Here is a 16,861-nt window from a genome sequence, read left to right as displayed (position 1 = left end):
ATGATTAGTGAATTGGCTAGAAAAAGCATAGAAACCTAGTGGCAGAGGCTTGCATCTATCAAAAAAAGAACACGTGATTATAGAGGGTTCGTCATTTTCCAATCAACTTCCAAAGAGAAGAAAACGTGCCTCCCTCAACATTGAAACCGACTGTCAAACATATGATAAGAAAAAGGATTTTCTAATGATGTATGGAATTTTACTAATGATGGGGAGGATTATAACATGTATACGGTTGCTTCTCCGTATGATTCATTTTTTTATTATGCGAATCGGCCGGTGCCGCACTATTCCTATTCGTTCGCAACACCCCCTGTCGCGCCGTTGAAGGCGATCGCCCGGTATCGCCATGAGCTCTCATTGAAGTCGCCGGAGCGCAAGAAGGCGGCAAACGAGAAAGAGACGTTAGCAGCACAGATCGAAGCGGAGATCACCGGAAAAGGGCGGTGGTTCAATGAGTACATATAGCATGGAGGTTTTAGATGGAACTTATCAATATTTCTGATCGTTGCTACTATTTTAAAGGAGCTGTCAATATCGGCTACGTTCATCATGGAGATATAGGCATTCTTATCGATGCGGGACTTGATCGAAGCGCGACGAAAAAAGTATTGAACATACTAGAAGAACAGCGTTTGCCGCTTACGCATCTTTTCATTACCCATGCCCATGCCGATCATTACGGAGGAGCGGCCTATTTACAGAAGCAGCGGAACGTTTATACCGTTGCTCCGATGCTGGAGGAAGCGATTTTACGAAATCCGGTTCTTGAGCCGATTTATTTATTTCAAGGAAATTGGCCGCTTGCGGAAATGCGCAATAAGTTTCTTGAAGGGGAAGCGATGCGCGTCGATGAAGTGATGAAAGAAGGAACGTGGGATGTAGAAGGGCTAAAGATCGAGAGCATCGCTTTGCCCGGACATAGCTACTATCAGCTCGGTTATATTATTGACGGCGTATTGTATGCGGGCGACGCCTTTTTCGGCATAGAAGCGTTAGAAAAACATAAAATTCCGTATATCGTTGATGCGGATGAGACGCTCCGCACATTGCAGCGCCTTCTTTCGCTTCCGACGTCCCGTGCCGTTCCAGGGCACGGGACGTATGCCGAAAACGCCCAATCAGTGATTCAAGAAAACATTGCTTGGCATGAACGAGTGCTTGCAAGTATGGAGCAAATTATAAGCAACCATGCGGACGGATTAAGCCAAGAGCAATTGATTCATGAAATGTGCGTGCGTTGGGAAATTGAAACAAATCTTGTTTCTTCATGGATGCTATACCGCACAGCGATCACCGGCTATTTATCGAAACTTATCAAAGACGGAAAAGCTCTTCTTTCCATCGAGCGCCATTCGCTATGGATTAGAGCGAATCAAGGCATATAAAAAGGACCGTATGATACGGTCCTACAGTTTTTTTACCATTGTTACGTGCGGAATGCCGGCATCCATAAACACGTCAGAAACGGTTTCATAGCCTAATTTGCTGTAAAACGCTTCCGCGTGCGTTTGCGCGTTCAATTTCGTTTTTTTCACGCCGCATTCGCTCGCGAATCGCTCAATGCCCTCCATAATGAGGCGGCCCGCTCCTTTACTTCGATAGTCTGGCAACACACAAATCCGTTCGATTTTCCCGATTCCTTCTTCAAGCAAGCGAAATCTCCCAGCTCCAACTGGTTTGTTCCCATCATAAAGAACAAAATGAGTCGCTTCCTCTTCAAATGAATCAATTTCTTCTTCTACCGGGACATTTTGTTCGATTACAAACACTTTTTCGCGAATGGAGAGGGCATCTTGATAAAGCGATTCGTCCCCTTTTCGGCCAAAGACGACGTGCATATTATTCTTCGTCCTTTCCAATTCGGAACGTTTCGTACACCGTCCACGCTCCATCCTCAAGCTGGTAAAGGAGATGGAAGCGGTCGACTGTTTCCTCAAAATTCACTGTTTGCATTTTTAATTGTCCGTATACATCGGAGTATTCACCGTCTGATAAATCTTGGCCAATCGTAATATGCGGAACAAACGCATACGCTGGTTTATCGGTAAAAATGCCGCTGTACAATTTTTTATGAAGCTGCTCTAGCTGTTCATTCGGCTCTACCTTCAAATAAATGACGTTGTTGGCCGGATAAAACGAGCTGAATTTCGTGATTTTCAACGGAATGGTGTCAGTTTCAGCCGCAATTTGTCGAAGCGCTTTCACGATTGCTGGCATTTGGCTGTCATCCGCTTCAAACGCCGTCTTTAGCGTGATATGCGGCGGAATCAAAGCATAGTGGCTGTCGTAGCGCTTTCGATATGAATTCGCAAAATCTTGAACCCGCTTCGATGGAAAAATGGCAATGCCGTATTTCATTTCAATCCCTCCCTATATCGCAGTATTATTTAATTATAACAAAATTTTGAAAAGTATTGTAGTGTAACACTTTTTAGAGCGCGAGAATATGTTCGAGCGCTTTAGGGAGATCCGGCTGCCAGTATGTCCATGCATGATCGCCGGCAAATTCTTCGTATTTATAGGAAAATCCTTTTTGTACAAAAAGATCGCGCGCTTTCCGATTTGGCGTCACAAAATCGCGGAAGCTTCCGTTCGTCGTTTTGACCGCTGTTTCTTCACTGCCAATCGAGTGGTACAAATGAAGCAAATGCGGTTCAGAAAACTGCTCAATTTTTTTCAAGATCGTTTCATCAATATACGGCGATTGCATCGCGATTTTTCCGAACGTATGCGGATACGCAAGCCCCGCAAGCAACGATACCGCACCGCCTAACGAATCGCCGATGAGAGCGCGCCCCATCCCCATTTGATATGTAGGGAATTCGCGATCTAAATGTGGCACAAGTTCATTCGTTAAAAATTTCATATAAGCCGCATGCTGCTTTCCTTCTGGGTGATATTTTTCGTAACGGTCATTAACATCTTTATATGGAATTCCGACAACGATCGTGCGGTCGATTTTTTTCTCTTCCATTAGGCTCTCAACAACGCGCCCTACTTTGCCAAACATGAAATAATCTTTGCCGTCTTGGGCGATAAGAAGAGAGTATTTGTAAAGCGGAGAAAACGTGCTTGGCACATAAATCAGCAAAGTAACTTCTTCTTGCAGCTCATGGCTATAAATCGTTTGCTCGTTTACGATTCCTTTTTGTATTGTCATCGCTTGCATCCTCCATCACAAAGTAAAAATTCATAGGATATTGTAACATATTTTCGACAAACTATGTCACTTTCTAGCATGTCCACTTTTTCTTTTTCAGCTGCGGCGAGAAGGTGTTTTTTTCTCTTTGTCAAACATGAATACTAAAGGGTGTTTTTGCGTAAGGGGAGATGGGAAAGTGGAGAGCATCGTCTTTCAGCATAAAATTTTAGAAGCAGTGATTAATAATGCGTACGAATGGATTGTCGTTGTCGATGACCAAGGCAAAATTATTTATATTAATAAAAACTACTGCGAGTTTCTAGAGAAAAGCCAAGAAGAAGCGGTCGGGAAGCATGTGACGGAGGTTATTGAAAATACGCGGATGCATATTGTCGTAAAGACAGGGAAAGAAGAAATCGCAGACTTGCATTACATTAAAGGAAACTATATGATTGCCAACCGCATTCCGATTAAAGTGGACGGAAAAGTCATCGGCGCGGTCGGCACGGTCATTTTTCGCGATACCAATGAATGGAAGCGGATGAACAGCCATATCAAAAGTTTATTATCGCAATTACAGACATATCTTCAAGAATGGAAAGAAAACAACGGCGCGAAATATACACTATCCGATATCATTTCATGCTCTAAGCAAATGGAGGAATTAAAAGAAAAAGTAAAACGAATTGCCGACAGCGACATTTCCGTGTTGATCCGCGGCGAAAGCGGCACGGGAAAGGAGCTGTTTGCCCACAGCGTCCATCAGTTAAGCAGCCGGAGCGAAAAGCCGTTTGTGAAAGTGAATTGCGGCGCCATTCCGGAGCATTTATTAGAGTCAGAGCTGTTTGGCTATGAGGAAGGAGCGTTCACCGGGGCGAAGAAAGGCGGGAAAAAAGGGAAGTTTCAGCTGGCCGACGGTGGAACGATTTTTCTTGATGAGATTGGCGACTTGCCGCTTCATATGCAAGTCAAGCTTTTGCGCGTGCTGCAAGAAAAAGAAGTAGAGCCGATTGGTTCAACGAAAACCGTTTCCATTGATGTGCGAATTATTGCCGCCACCAACCGTCCGCTTGAAAAAATGATCGAAGAAAAACGGTTCCGCGAAGATTTATATTATCGCATTAACGTCGTTCCTTTTGTCATTCCGCCGCTTCGCGAGCGGCCGGAAGATATTGAAATGTTGGCGTATCATTTCATCAAAAAAATTGCGAAACGATCAGGAAAACGGGTGACCGCCATCAGCCCCGATGTCCTGCAACTGTTGCGGCAGCACGTTTGGCCAGGAAACATTCGCGAGTTGGAAAACGTGATGGAAGCAGCCGTTCATTTCGAAAGTGGCAAGACGATTACAGTGGATGCTTTGCCCGAATATTTGAAAGCGAATACAACGTATCAAATCGAAGGAAAAACGTTAAAGGAATTGCTTGAAGAGACGGAAAAAGCAGCCATCGAGCAAAGCTTGCAGCGTTTCCGCGGCGATAAGTTAAAAGCGGCGAAAGCGCTTGGCATCAGCAAATCAGCCATGTATGAAAAAATCAAAAAATATCGGTTAGATGAGTAAGTATTCCGTTTTTCTGGAATCTGTTCCGGAAAAACGGAATTTTTTCAGGCGTGTATTCCTTGTCTTTTTTGTCCTCATTCCGGAATGATGGAAACAATCGCTACAAACATAGTTGGGATATGATTTATTTTCTTTCTATTTTTCTTGGCACAGTTTTTGCAAAAGAAAAAAGCGAACGCTTTTCGATAAGGAGGGATGGATCAAAGAAAGCTGAAGTTCCATCGGCAGTGTCTCATATTTTGCGAAATGCACATAGGGGGTGTTGGGAAATGTGGAGTATGATCGGTCTAATCGGGGGACTGGCATTATTAATTTATTTGACGATGCGAGGCATGAACTTATTCATTGCGGCGCCGCTGTGTGCGCTCATCGTTGCCGTATTGAGCGGAATGCCGCTGTTTCCGCAGCTGGTTGGCGAGGGAGAAGCCAATTTTGTCGGGAATTATATGGCTGGTTTTTCAAGCTTCATTCAATCATGGTATTTAATGTTTTTATTAGGTGCGATTTTCGGCAAGGTGATGGAGGACAGCGGGGCAGCGGAGAGCGTTTCCAAATGGATTGTCGACAAGCTTGGAGTGAAGCGGGCCGCGCTTGCTGTCGTGCTTGCTTGTGCCGTATTAACATATGGCGGAGTGAGCTTGTTTGTCGTTGCCTTTTCCGTCTATCCAATGGCTGTGAGCTTATTTAAGCAGGCCGATTTGCCGCGCCGTTTCATTCCGGGGGCGTTGGCGTTCGGTTCGGTGACGTTTACGATGACATCGGCCGGTTCACCGGAAATTCAAAACTGGATTCCGATTCAATATTTAAAAACGTCGCCTTACGCCGGATGGGAAGTAAGCATTATTGTCGCCGTATTCATGGCTGTTTTCGGATATTGGTGGCTAAAGCGAATGATTATGAAAGCGGTTGCAAACGGCGAGCGGTTCATTCCGAGAGAAGGCGATCCGGAAGTAAGCGATAAGCCGCTGCCGCATCCAATCGCTGGCATGGCTCCGCTTGCGGTCGTGTTAATCATCGCTTTTGTGTTCCATAATTCGTTAAAGGAATCGGCTTTAATTATCGCATTGCTTGGCGGCGTGATTGCGGCGTACGCTTTGAATCGAAACTATTTTCGCAATTTTGCCGGTGCCGTTTCAGAAGGGACGCTTGGCGCGCTCATTGCGCTAGGAAACACGGCAGCCGTTGTTGGCTTTGGCGGCGTAGCGAAAGCCGTTCCAGCCTTTACAGAGGCTGTACATGCGATTACAAACATTCCAGGAAGCCCGCTCATTGGTAGCGCTATCGCTGTCAGCGTTATCGCGGGAATCACCGGTTCCGCTTCCGGAGGCCAGGCGATCGCGTTGCCGCTTTTAGCGCCGCATTACTTAGATTTAGGAGTCAATCCGGAAGCGCTGCACCGAGTTGTAGCGATCTCGTCAGGCGGGCTCGATTCACTGCCGCATAACGGGTATGTCGTCACAACGATCCGCGCGATTTGCGGTGAAACGCACCGCGATGCATACGGGGCGGTCGGCGCGCTAACCGTGATCGTTCCGGTGCTTGGGACAGTCCTTGCCATCATCTTATTCTCATTGGGGTTAGGGATTTAAAATAGGAGGTTTACCAAATGGTACGCAATCACGTAATGTTCATCACAGGAGCCGCGCGAGGGATCGGATTCGAAATAGCCCAACGTTTTGCGCAGCAAGGGGCGAAAGTCGTTCTTACCGATATTAACGGAGAAGCGGTGCAGGAAGCGGCTCAGTCGCTCGTTAGCGAAGGAGGGGAAGCGATCGGTTTTAAATGTGACGTAACGATGGAAGAGGAAATTCAATCAGCGATTGAGAAAACGATGGCACAATACGGGCGCCTCGATATTTTAGTCAACAATGCCGGGCTGCAGCATGTGGCGCCGATCGATCAATTTCCGACCGAACGGTTTGAAACGCTCGTCCGCGTCATGCTTGTGGCGCCGTTTTTGGCGATCAAACACGCTTTTCCGATCATGAAACAGCAACAATACGGCCGCATTATTAACATGGCGTCGATTAACGGATTGGTCGGTTTCGCTGGAAAAGCGGCCTACAATAGCGCCAAGCACGGGGTGATCGGCTTAACGAAGGTGGCGGCGCTCGAAGGAGCAGCGCACGGAATCACGGTCAACGCTTTATGCCCCGGCTATGTCGATACGCCGCTTGTGCGCAACCAGCTTTCCGATTTGGCAGCGACAAGAAACGTCCCGCTAGAAAACGTGCTAGAGGAAGTCATTTATCCGCTTGTTCCGCAACGCCGGCTGCTTTCCGTCGAAGAAATCGCCGACTATGCGCTCTTTTTGGCGAGCGAAAAAGCCAAAGGCATTACAGGCCAGGCAATTGTCATCGACGGGGGGTATACAGCACAGTAAAAACAGGTGTGTTGATGATCCAATATTCCTAGCTTTTCTGCCTCCCCTCGAACAATAACGCAACGGGCAACATTCATTTGCCCGCAAAGCGTTCATTGTTCGAGGGGGCATGTCTACCAAATGCCTAGTCGGCAAGCTATTTGCTTGCCGACTTCGGCAGAAAAGCTAGTGTTTAGGTAAAAGAATGGATATTCAATACTTGTGCAATAAAAAAATAACTTGCAAATTGCCAGAAAATCATGTAAATTGATAGAAAATTAGAAAATTCCATATCGTTTTGCTTTCTTATCAAGAGAAGCGGAGGGAACTGGCCCAGTGAAGCTTCAGCAACCAGCCGGTATCGGTCAGGTGCTAAATCCAGCGAATTGGTTTCGGTCAATTCGAAAGATAAGAAGAAGCGCTTCGTTCGTATGTAAAGTCTTCTTCTTAAGAAGACTTTTTTTATTTTATGAAAAAGGGGAGAGCTTGGATGGAAAAAGTGGAAACGGTGCTTGCGCAAATTGGGAATCGAAGCGAGAACGCAACAGGGACGGTCAACCCGCCGGTCTATTTTTCGACCGCCTATCGCCATGAAGGAATTGGACAATCGACCGGGTTTGATTACATTCGGACGGGCAATCCGACGCGAAAAATTATCGAGGAAGCGATCGCCAAACTAGAAGGCGGCGACCAAGGCTATGCCTTCAGCTCAGGGATGGCTGCGATCCAAACGGTGCTTGCTTTGTTTGAAAGCGGCGACGAGTTTTTAGTATCCGCCGATCTTTATGGCGGTACATACCGGCTTTTTGAAAGAGGATGGAGAAAGTACGGCTTGGACTTTCATTACGTCGATTTTCGCGACATACAATTAGTGGAGGAATCGATTTCGGAGAAAACGAAAGCCATTTTCCTTGAAACGCCGACCAATCCGCTCATGCAGGAGACCGACATTGGCGAAGTCGCTAAACTCGCTAAGCGGCACGGATTGCTGCTTATTGTCGATAATACGTTTTACACGCCGGTGATCCAGCGGCCGATTGAACAAGGAGCGGATATTGTCATTCATAGCGCGACGAAATATTTAGGCGGCCATAACGACGTGCTAGCGGGGCTTGTCGTCGCCAAGGGAGAGGAGCTCTGTCAACGGTTGGCTGAATATCACAACGCCATCGGAGCGGTGTTGTCGCCGTTTGACTCGTGGCTGTTAATCCGCGGCATGAAGACGCTGGCGCTGCGCATGCGGCAGCACGAAGAAAACGCGCGGCGAATTAGCGAATTTTTAGCGGCGCACGAAGATGTGACCGACGTGCTCTATCCGGGGCGGGGCGGAATGCTGTCGTTTCGCGTGCGGGACGAACGCTGGGTCAATCGCTTCTTGCAAAGCTTACAGCTGATTACGTTTGCCGAAAGCCTCGGCGGCGTGGAAAGCTTTATTACGTACCCGGCGACGCAAACGCATGCGGATATTCCAGAGGAAGTGCGCATCGCCAACGGCGTTTGTAACCGTTTATTGCGGTTTTCGGTCGGCATCGAGCATGTCGAGGATTTAATCGCTGATTTATCGCAAGCCTTGAAACATATGAAAGAGGTGTAGCGGCATGGGTTCATCATTTTCATTTCAAACCAATTTGTTGCATAACAAATGGAAAGTTGACAAGGAAACAGGCGCGGTCAGCGTGCCGATTCAGCACGCGTCCACGTTTCACCAGTTCGATTTTGACGAGTTCGGCAAATACGATTACAGCCGTTCCGGCAACCCGACGCGCGAGGCGTTAGAGGAGACGATTGCCGAGTTGGAAGGCGGGGTGCGGGGATTTGCTTTTTCGTCCGGCATGGCGGCCATTTCCACGGCGTTTTTGCTGTTGTCAAAAGGCGACCATGTGCTTGTGACGGAAGATGTGTACGGCGGGACGTATCGAATGATTACCGAGGTGTTAAGCCGCTTTGGCATCGAGTATACGTTTGTCGACATGACCGATTTGCACGAAGTCGCTTCACATATCCGGCCGAACACGAAAGTAATTTATGTAGAAACGCCGTCCAACCCGTTATTAAAAGTGACGGATATTCGCGGCATCGTGAAATTGGCGAAAGCAAACGGCTGTTTAACGTTTTTGGACAATACGTTTATGACGCCTGCCTTGCAGCGGCCGCTTGAGCTCGGCGTCGATGTCGTTCTTCATAGCGCCACAAAATTTTTATCCGGCCATAGCGATGTCGTCGCGGGGCTTGCCGTCGTCAAAGATCCGAAGCTAGCGGAGCGGTTATATAAGCTGCAAAACGCGTTTGGCGCCGTCTTGGGAGTGCAGGATGCGTGGCTTGTCTTGCGCGGTTTAAAAACGCTTCATGTCCGCCTCAAACAATCGAGCGAATCAGCGATGAAAATCGCTTCCTTTTTAGCGAAACATCCGAAAGTGGAGGAAGTGTATTATCCGGGGCTTTCATATCATTCCGGCCATTCGGTGCAGCGCTATCAAGCAGCCGGCTTTGGTGCGGTGCTGTCGTTCCGTTTAGCGGACGAAGAAGCGGTGCGCACGTTTGTGAAGCACGTGAAAATTCCGGTATTTGCGGTGAGCTTAGGGGCGGTGGAGTCGATTTTATCGTACCCGGCAAAAATGTCGCATGCGGCCATGCCGAAAGAGGAGCGGCATCGCCGGGGAATTACCGACGGGCTGCTTCGTTTAAGCGTCGGATTGGAAGCAGCGGATGATTTAATTGCCGACTTTAACGAAGCGCTCTTTCATGTCGCAAACAAGCCGATCACAGTTGAAGGCTAGGCGCTATATTCGCCTAGCCTTATATAATATAATCAAGCCGCTCTTTTTGTAATTGCTTGTCAACCAATTCATCAAGCTCTCTAATTTTTTTCAGCGCGAGCGCTTCGTCGATATGCCGGTAATGATGCTTGCCGCCCGGTTCTTCATCCGCTTCGTCCGCGAGTTTGATCACCGTCTGCAGCGGCTTGCGCTTAAGCTCTCCTTCTGGAAGGTAAGAGTCCGTATGCAAGAGGATCGCCAGGGCGATTTCCTTTGCATTTTTCGGATGTTCCCCCAGGCGAATGAGCAGCTTATGCGCGCGCTCCGCCCCTTTAATCGCATGGATGTCATTTTGTTTATATTTCTCGTAATCCCATGTTCCGTTCGAGTACCATTCATAATGGCCGATATCATGCAATAGAGCGGCTTTCGTCGCTAAATCGACATTCACACCATGGTTGAGGGCGAACCGATACGCATGATACGCCACCGCAATCGCATGGGCGATGCCAGACCGCTTCAAATATTTTTGCGCAATCGGATGAACAAACACATCCTCAAGCGTGACGCATCTCATCAAAATCCCTCCGCTTAAAAGTGTTTCTTGTCATCATATCACAAAAAAAGGAATCAGAGCAATGGGAGAATGTCACGGGTCAAATTTTTCATTTAGTGCATGGAAATGGGCCGAAAAGCAAAGAACTGGAAGGTAAAAAAACTCTGTTATACATCGTTGATGAATTTCTTGTTAAACGAGCGAGCAGGTTCATGTGACCATCCACTATTTCCAATAGACAGAACGTTAGCATTATGTGATAATTTCTTGTGGAACGAGTGAAGAAAAACAAACGTTAAATTTTGTTTATTTGACATCAAAGGAGAGTATCATGGGAAGAAAGATAAAATCTGCTCTTTTTTCAACGTTGGCATTAAGTGGAAGTATTTTTTTGTTAGACTTCATAAAAGGATTTGAAGAGAATCCATTTATTAACTTCATAGTTGTCTTTATATATGCCGCAATAGGAAATTTTTTATACGGAATACCTGTTTCGATTTTATCAGATATTATAACGAAGAAACTCGTTCGTTACCGATTTATCGCGGCCGCATGGATTCATATTTTATTCGGACTTCTAACCATTTTTATGATTAGAGAATTATGGATGTATAGCGTGATATGTTCCTTGCTGTTTTTCTTATCAGAGGAATGGCAAAGGCGCAGAAAGCGAAATGTCAAACCCTCTTTCAATACCATTGTTTTGAAAGGAACTGCTGTTATTCTGCTTTTTTGTATCATAATTTTTGTGGGACCCCAATTGATGATCATGACCGAGGAGAAAACGCATTATTATTACCTTATCCCAAAAGGATATGTAGGAAAATTTATCGTTGTATACAATATAAAACATGCCCAGAAACCTGAAAAAATAGGAGATTATGATGTCGTTAAGATTAACGAAAAAGGATACGCGCTTATCTCAACACCACAGAAATACGGAGATATTGAAGACAAGTATTTTTATATTGATGAAAAAGGAAACAAAGAAGAAATCGATCAAAAATGTATTGATGTAGGCGCTACAGAATCGATATCGGGAGAAGGGTATGAATACACTGGTGATGAATTTTATATCAAACCTGAATGCGGAAACGAATCCCAAAATGTAAACGACCCGGTCTATCCAGAAGAGTTAGAGCTCGAAGAGATTCTTATTGAGGAAGGCTTAATCGATAGGTATTAATAATGATGAAAAATGTAATGAACTTTCTTATGGAAGTACGGACGCGTTCGTAAAAGAACGTCAAAAAAGCCGATATAAAAAAATCGGCTTTTTTCTTTAACGAAAAATCAATGATGAAATTGAATAACACTTTTGAAAAAAAATATTTGACAAACTATATCCCCGTCTATATAATAGGTAGTGTGTTCGATAAGGAACTCAATATCATACGATTCCGTAGCTCAGCTGGGAGAGCGCTACCTTGACAGGGTAGAGGTCGCTGGTTCGAGCCCAGTCGGAATCATCATAAGACAGAAGCTTGAAGTCCTTGTGTATCAAGGGTTTCAGGCTTTTTCGTTTTTATAGGCAAGCACTCAGAATGGTGCCAAAATAACGGTTGGTGCCATCCTGGTGCCGAAGCATTTTTAGTTTGATTTCGATAGCAGGGCATCGATTTGATTAGCGGCCTCTTCCTGCATATTAGGTAATACATGTGAATAAGTGTCTAACGTTATTTTAATGTTGCTATGACCTAGACGTTCCGATATAACCTTTGCGTGCACCCCTTGAGCGAGAAGCATTGTTGCGTGAGTGTGGCGCAGGTCATGGAAGCGAATCTTTGGAACATCCGCTTCTTTTATCAACCTTTCATAAGTTTTTTTCAAATTCTCAGGATTTACAGGAGTACCTTTTGATGTACAGACGACAAGGTCATAATCCACATAGTCAGGTCCAAGTTGTAGCTTCTCTTTCGCTACTCTAGCCTTATGTTTCCTTAAAACAGCAATGGTTTCATTTGAGAGTTTAATACTACGGACACTTGATTCTGTTTTAGCTCCGCTCAAAAATCTCTTTCCATCTTTACTCAAGGTTTGACGAACATATAATATGCCTTTATCAAGGTCAACATCTTTCCAGCGCAGTCCTAGTATCTCACCCCGCCGCATTCCAGTCGTGATCGCCAAATGAAAAGCAGGATATAGTCGATCTTTGCTAGCTATTTTAAGAAAAGCTCTAATTTCATCGATATCCCATACCTTCATTTCTTTCTTTTTATCCTTTGGTAGCTGGATCTTTTTTGCGGGGTTAGAAGGTAAAAGCTCCATGTTCACAGCATAATCGAGTGATCCCTTTATAATATTGTAAATTTTTTTGATCGTTGCACTCGCAAGACCTTCTTCTTTTAAATTACTCACATAATTTTGCAGCAACATAGGTGTTAGCTGTGACAGTTGAACGTGTCCTAATACTGGAATGATTCGATTGTTCAGGTAGTTTTCATAAACTTGTGCTGTTTGGATGTTAATGCTGTTCTTTTTCACTTTAAACCATTCATAGAGATGGTCCTTAAAATGAATGCTAGAAGGCTCGAAATACGTTCCTTTGAATACCTCTGCCTCAATCAAAGCAAGTGCTTTTTCAGCATCTTTCTTCGTCTTAAACCCCCGCTGCTTTTTGCGCTTCCTCTTACCAGTGAGCGGGTCAACTCCTAGTTCAGCAACAAAATACCAACTTGAACCCTCTTTTTTTACATAACCCATAGACGACATCCTCCTTTAATCAGATGTCCTCTAAAGGCAACATGACAAGCTTTCTTAACCATAATGTAGCAAATAAAATGCTTATAAACAATTGTAAACATTCAATAAAACCCCCACATTTTAGAATTTCAGCTCAATAGCCATATACGCCTGCGGGGGGAGTCAGTTAAGAGGGAAGCAAAATAAATTTATGTACATATTACTAAGCAACTTATTGTTATGGAATAAATTTTTTCGTTCTTATGAATGACAATAGCAATACACTATCCGCTAATTTTTACTGATTTACTGCTCCTCCCTTCCTTTATAGATTTTAATAATTATCTTCTTTGTACTCTTATACACTGTTTGGAACTCACTTTAAAATTAAAAAGCTACATATTATAGCGGACTTAAAAAGTAATTTCTATCCTTTATCTATCTCGAATCACATTATTTTAAAAAATTTTATATCCATGATTTATCTTAAAACCCCCCGCGGTGCCTAGAAAATCGGCTTTTGTAAGCTTCTAGGGCGGGGGGCTGATTTTTTCTGCGGGAAAATTTTTTGAAAAGTTGGTGCGATTTGACCTTAACTATGTGTTTTATAAGGTCGTATGAGGAAAATGAGGGGGCGAATAGCTCCTTGAAATATTCGATTAAAAATCACTTAACTCTACCTATATACAATCGTATAGAGCAAATGAAGGGGGAAAGATGGTATGAATTTAAAAAAGCAGTACAACAACAAAAATATCGCATCTTTTACTTAACTGTTCTCCTATAAAGTTCGTATGAGGGAACTGTAGCAATCATCATCAATCTAATCAATAAAAAAATTAAGAAAGGAATGATAACTAATGTTAACTAAAAGTCAATTTTTAAAATTCTGGTTTGAAGGATCTGAAGGCTACGTTGAGTTTAAGTTTATTAACGAGGAAGGAGTCAAAGGTCAACGCTTTATTGATGTGGTTGACATCAATGAGGGATTGTTACAACGTTTTATTGATAAAGGGACTACAGAGAAGTTAAACGTGTACTTTAGTGTAGCCACACGAAAAGCAAGAGGACTAGGAGAGGAAGAACATGTATTAGACGTTCCAGGTTTATGGGTCGATATTGATCAAAAACACGCTTCATTCTCAGAAGCTATGAAAAAGGTTTTCGAACTACCTACTCCTCCCTCCACTATTGTTTCTAGTGGTAAAGGCATTCATGCTTATTTTAAATTTATGAATCCATTCAGAATTACGGACGATGAAAGTTTTGACAAAATTAGAGTGTTGAGTGCTCAGATGCATAAATACTTAAATGCCGATAATACTAGCGACCTTGCAAGGGTATTACGTCTTCCTGAAAGTTTAAATTTTAAATACACAGAAGAAGGCGATCTTTGTGAAATAATTGAGCATTCAGGCTCTCTTTATAGTTTAGACGATTTTCAGTATCTAGCTGATGTTAAAGTTGAAATCAAAACTCGCACTAAAAGAACAATTGTTGTAAACAACTACAAACAAGTATCACTAGACGAATTACGGGTACCAAAGCATATTATTCGTCTAATTCAAGAAGGCGGGGAAAAGCATACACGCTCTGAAAAAATATTTGGAGTAACATGGGCAATGCTGGAAGCAGGGCATACTCCAGAAGAAATTGCTTTTGTGCTTACTAATCCAGATTGGGGTATTAGTGAAAAAATATTAGAACGCCCCCCTCAACATCAGTTACCATATATCGAAAATGCTATTAATAAAGCATTACAGCGTATTGAAGAAAATAACAAATGTGCTACTAATAATGAAATAATAAGTGAAATAACAGAGAAAGGAGGTTGTTATTACCATGGCGAAAAACGACTATCAAACTTTGTCTTTGTTCCGTACGAACGAGTATTTGTTGGGAAAGATGAGATATTGAAAGGAGTTATCCAAGTCAATGATGGTACTACCTTTTCTGTGCATCTAAACTATAAATCTTTAATCTCTAAAAAAGACTTACTAACTGCTATCAATAGTAGCCGTATAAGTTGGTTGGGGGGTGACAAGGAAATACAATACCTCAGGGAGCATCTTTTAACTAAAGATGTAACTGAAAAAACAGGTGTAAGTAAGATAGGATTACATGAAGATTTGTTTATAACATTGCATCAAACGATTAATCATAAAGGAATTGTTGATGATGCGAAAAAAGTATTTATACCTAAATTTATTAACTCTATAACTGATTTGGAGCAATCGGTTAATATCCAATGTAAGGATGGTTGGGTAGAAACAGCAAGAGAAGTTATTTCTCTTTTACCTAAAATTAATACCAATGAGGTAATCTACCCAATTATTGGATGGCATATGCTATGTCCAATTGCTCCACTAGTAAGAAAAGATGCCGATGGTGGGTTTCCACAGTTAATGATGTGGGGAACAAAAGGCTCAGGAAAAACAAGTACTGCACAACTATTTGGAAAATTGTTCGGTAATCCTGAAATTCGTTCTTGCAGTCGCCCACCGTTTTCGATAATGAGGGAAATGGATACACTAAACGCCATTCCTCTATATCTTGATGAGTATAGACCACAACATATGGCAAAAGACTACATAAATCAGATTAAATCTTTTGCCTTACTGGCTTATAAGGCCTCTTACGATTCAAGAGGCAAACAGGATCAGAGTACTGTTGATTATCAGTACACTGCTCCTGTTGTATGGATAGGGGAAACGCCATTTACTGAACCCAATCTATTAGAAAGGGTTGTGATGGCTAAACTTTCACCTAATACTCTGCTTTCATGTTCGGAGTATAAAAACTATTATAAAAAGTTAAGTCAGTTGGATTTAACTTCTTTCTTGGGAGGTTATATTCAGTGGTTGTTACAAAAGAAACAACAAGAAGAGCTGAAATTAAGAGAATGGTTAGAGGATATGAGAAGTCTAGTAGACGGCATGTATCCTAATTTGCCTGAACGTGTAGTTATTAATATATCTCTGGTTCTTACAGGAATGGTTCTGTTTGAAAAGTTGGCGGGGGAATTAGGTGTTGAGATAGCTCCTGTGCCATATATCAAGGTTCTACAATCACAAGTAGAGCATTTAACAGGAGAGGAAGCAAGAGGTTCTTTAGATAGAATCATGGAGCATACTGCTACACTCACCCGTGAACCATACTTCGAGTATGGAAGGGATTACATATATAATCCTTCTACGGGTGAATTAATTCTCGCAACAGAATCCTGGTTTGCCTCTCTACGAAAATTTTGTAGAGAATATGGTTATCAGGATGATAACATAAATAATACCCAAATACGCAATTTCCTAAAGGAAAATTGCGAAATGGAAGGGTATGTGAAAGAGCCTTATGGGGCGAGAAGAACTCTAGAAAAACAGCAGCGTTGCACTATTATCGATGCATATATGCTTGAGCAACAACTAGGGATTTCAGTAAGTACCTGGGCCCTCCCGCAAAAGCCATAGCCTTAGAGCTATGGTTTTCTTTTTGTACAATAACGACACGCTAAGACACCACATATCCTAGAATTGTCTAGTAAAAATGCAACATAGAACCTATAATCCTAATAAATTTAGACACAAAGTACAACAATATAGAGTATAAGATAATATATTGTCGCTAAGAAGAAATATAGAAGTATAAATATACCCTTTCCCCGTATTTTGTTGTCTTTTTGTCTATGTGGCCATAACTTATAGGAGCTACCTACGTAAATAAGCAGACACTATAATAGGAAATATAATTTTAAATGTCTATGTGGTTATTAATTTAATTACAAACTTCTCGTTCATTTTTC

The 16,861-nt window shown here is 43.2% G+C and carries 14 protein-coding genes, 1 tRNA gene and 1 riboswitch; of the genes, 10 read left to right on the top strand and 5 right to left on the bottom strand.

Annotated features, from left to right (window positions below; translation table 11 throughout):
* The first annotated feature begins 225 nt into the window (after positions 1–225).
* Positions 226–468: a hypothetical protein gene (locus N667_RS0106795; protein WP_027408881.1), complete on the top strand. Its 243-nt coding sequence runs from the start codon at positions 226–228 to the stop codon at positions 466–468.
* A 14-nt stretch (positions 469–482) separates the two neighbouring features.
* Positions 483–1,388 carry an MBL fold metallo-hydrolase gene (locus N667_RS0106790; protein ID WP_027408880.1) on the top strand — a complete coding sequence of 302 codons (906 nt, stop codon included), beginning with the start codon at positions 483–485 and terminating at the stop codon, positions 1,386–1,388.
* Between the two features lie 21 nt (positions 1,389–1,409).
* On the opposite strand, the gene N667_RS0106785 is transcribed toward N667_RS0106790, so the two are convergent.
* From N667_RS0106785 to N667_RS0106775, 3 genes are all read right to left on the bottom strand, one after another.
* A complete protein-coding gene (locus tag N667_RS0106785) occupies positions 1,410–1,841 on the bottom strand; it encodes a GNAT family N-acetyltransferase (protein ID WP_027408879.1) in 432 nt (143 codons plus the stop codon).
* A gap of 1 nt (position 1,842) precedes the next feature.
* Complete coding sequence (locus N667_RS0106780) at positions 1,843–2,361, bottom strand: YjcG family protein (RefSeq protein ID WP_027408878.1); 519 nt, start codon at positions 2,359–2,361, stop codon at positions 1,843–1,845.
* 73 nt (positions 2,362–2,434) lie between these two features.
* On the bottom strand, positions 2,435–3,163 hold the full coding sequence (locus N667_RS0106775; RefSeq protein WP_027408877.1) for an alpha/beta hydrolase: 729 nt from the start codon (positions 3,161–3,163) through the stop codon (positions 2,435–2,437).
* Between the two features lie 187 nt (positions 3,164–3,350).
* On the opposite strand from N667_RS0106775, the gene N667_RS0106770 reads away from it, so the two are divergent.
* From N667_RS0106770 to metC, 5 genes are all read left to right on the top strand, one after another.
* A complete protein-coding gene (locus N667_RS0106770) occupies positions 3,351–4,706 on the top strand; it encodes a sigma-54 interaction domain-containing protein (RefSeq protein ID WP_084278995.1) in 1,356 nt (451 codons plus the stop codon).
* A 269-nt stretch (positions 4,707–4,975) separates the two neighbouring features.
* A complete protein-coding gene (locus N667_RS0106765) occupies positions 4,976–6,295 on the top strand; it encodes a GntP family permease (protein WP_027408875.1) in 1,320 nt (439 codons plus the stop codon).
* 17 nt (positions 6,296–6,312) lie between these two features.
* Entirely contained in the window at positions 6,313–7,089 is a 777-nt protein-coding gene (locus N667_RS0106760; protein WP_027408874.1) for a 3-hydroxybutyrate dehydrogenase, read from the top strand.
* A gap of 282 nt (positions 7,090–7,371) precedes the next feature.
* Positions 7,372–7,483: riboswitch (SAM riboswitch) on the top strand.
* A gap of 75 nt (positions 7,484–7,558) precedes the next feature.
* Positions 7,559–8,662 carry a methionine biosynthesis PLP-dependent protein gene (locus N667_RS0106755; RefSeq protein WP_027408873.1) on the top strand — a complete coding sequence of 368 codons (1,104 nt, stop codon included), beginning with the start codon at positions 7,559–7,561 and terminating at the stop codon, positions 8,660–8,662.
* A 4-nt stretch (positions 8,663–8,666) separates the two neighbouring features.
* On the top strand, positions 8,667–9,845 hold the full coding sequence (gene metC / locus N667_RS0106750; protein WP_027408872.1) for a cystathionine beta-lyase: 1,179 nt from the start codon (positions 8,667–8,669) through the stop codon (positions 9,843–9,845).
* Between the two features lie 19 nt (positions 9,846–9,864).
* On the opposite strand, the gene N667_RS0106745 is transcribed toward metC, so the two are convergent.
* A complete protein-coding gene (locus N667_RS0106745) occupies positions 9,865–10,401 on the bottom strand; it encodes an HD domain-containing protein (protein ID WP_027408871.1) in 537 nt (178 codons plus the stop codon).
* A 310-nt stretch (positions 10,402–10,711) separates the two neighbouring features.
* Here N667_RS0106745 and N667_RS0106740 point away from each other — a divergent pair, with 310 nt between their 5' ends.
* The gene (locus N667_RS0106740; protein ID WP_027408870.1) at positions 10,712–11,566 is read left to right on the top strand and encodes a DUF6843 domain-containing protein; all 855 of its coding nucleotides are present in this window, start codon (positions 10,712–10,714) and stop codon (positions 11,564–11,566) included.
* A 210-nt stretch (positions 11,567–11,776) separates the two neighbouring features.
* Positions 11,777–11,849, top strand: a tRNA-Val gene (locus N667_RS0106735).
* 121 nt (positions 11,850–11,970) lie between these two features.
* Here the strand turns inward: N667_RS0106735 and N667_RS0106730 are convergent.
* On the bottom strand, positions 11,971–13,086 hold the full coding sequence (locus N667_RS0106730; RefSeq protein ID WP_027408869.1) for a site-specific integrase: 1,116 nt from the start codon (positions 13,084–13,086) through the stop codon (positions 11,971–11,973).
* A gap of 839 nt (positions 13,087–13,925) precedes the next feature.
* Here N667_RS0106730 and N667_RS0106720 point away from each other — a divergent pair.
* A complete protein-coding gene (locus N667_RS0106720; protein WP_027408868.1) occupies positions 13,926–16,529 on the top strand; it encodes a hypothetical protein in 2,604 nt (867 codons plus the stop codon).
* The last annotated feature ends 332 nt before the right edge of the window (positions 16,530–16,861 follow it).

Origin of the sequence: Anoxybacillus tepidamans PS2 (assembly GCF_000620165.1) — a bacterium.
Lineage (GTDB): Bacteria > Bacillota > Bacilli > Bacillales > Anoxybacillaceae > Anoxybacteroides > Anoxybacteroides tepidamans_A.
This window is presented reverse-complemented; position numbering and strand designations above follow the sequence as displayed.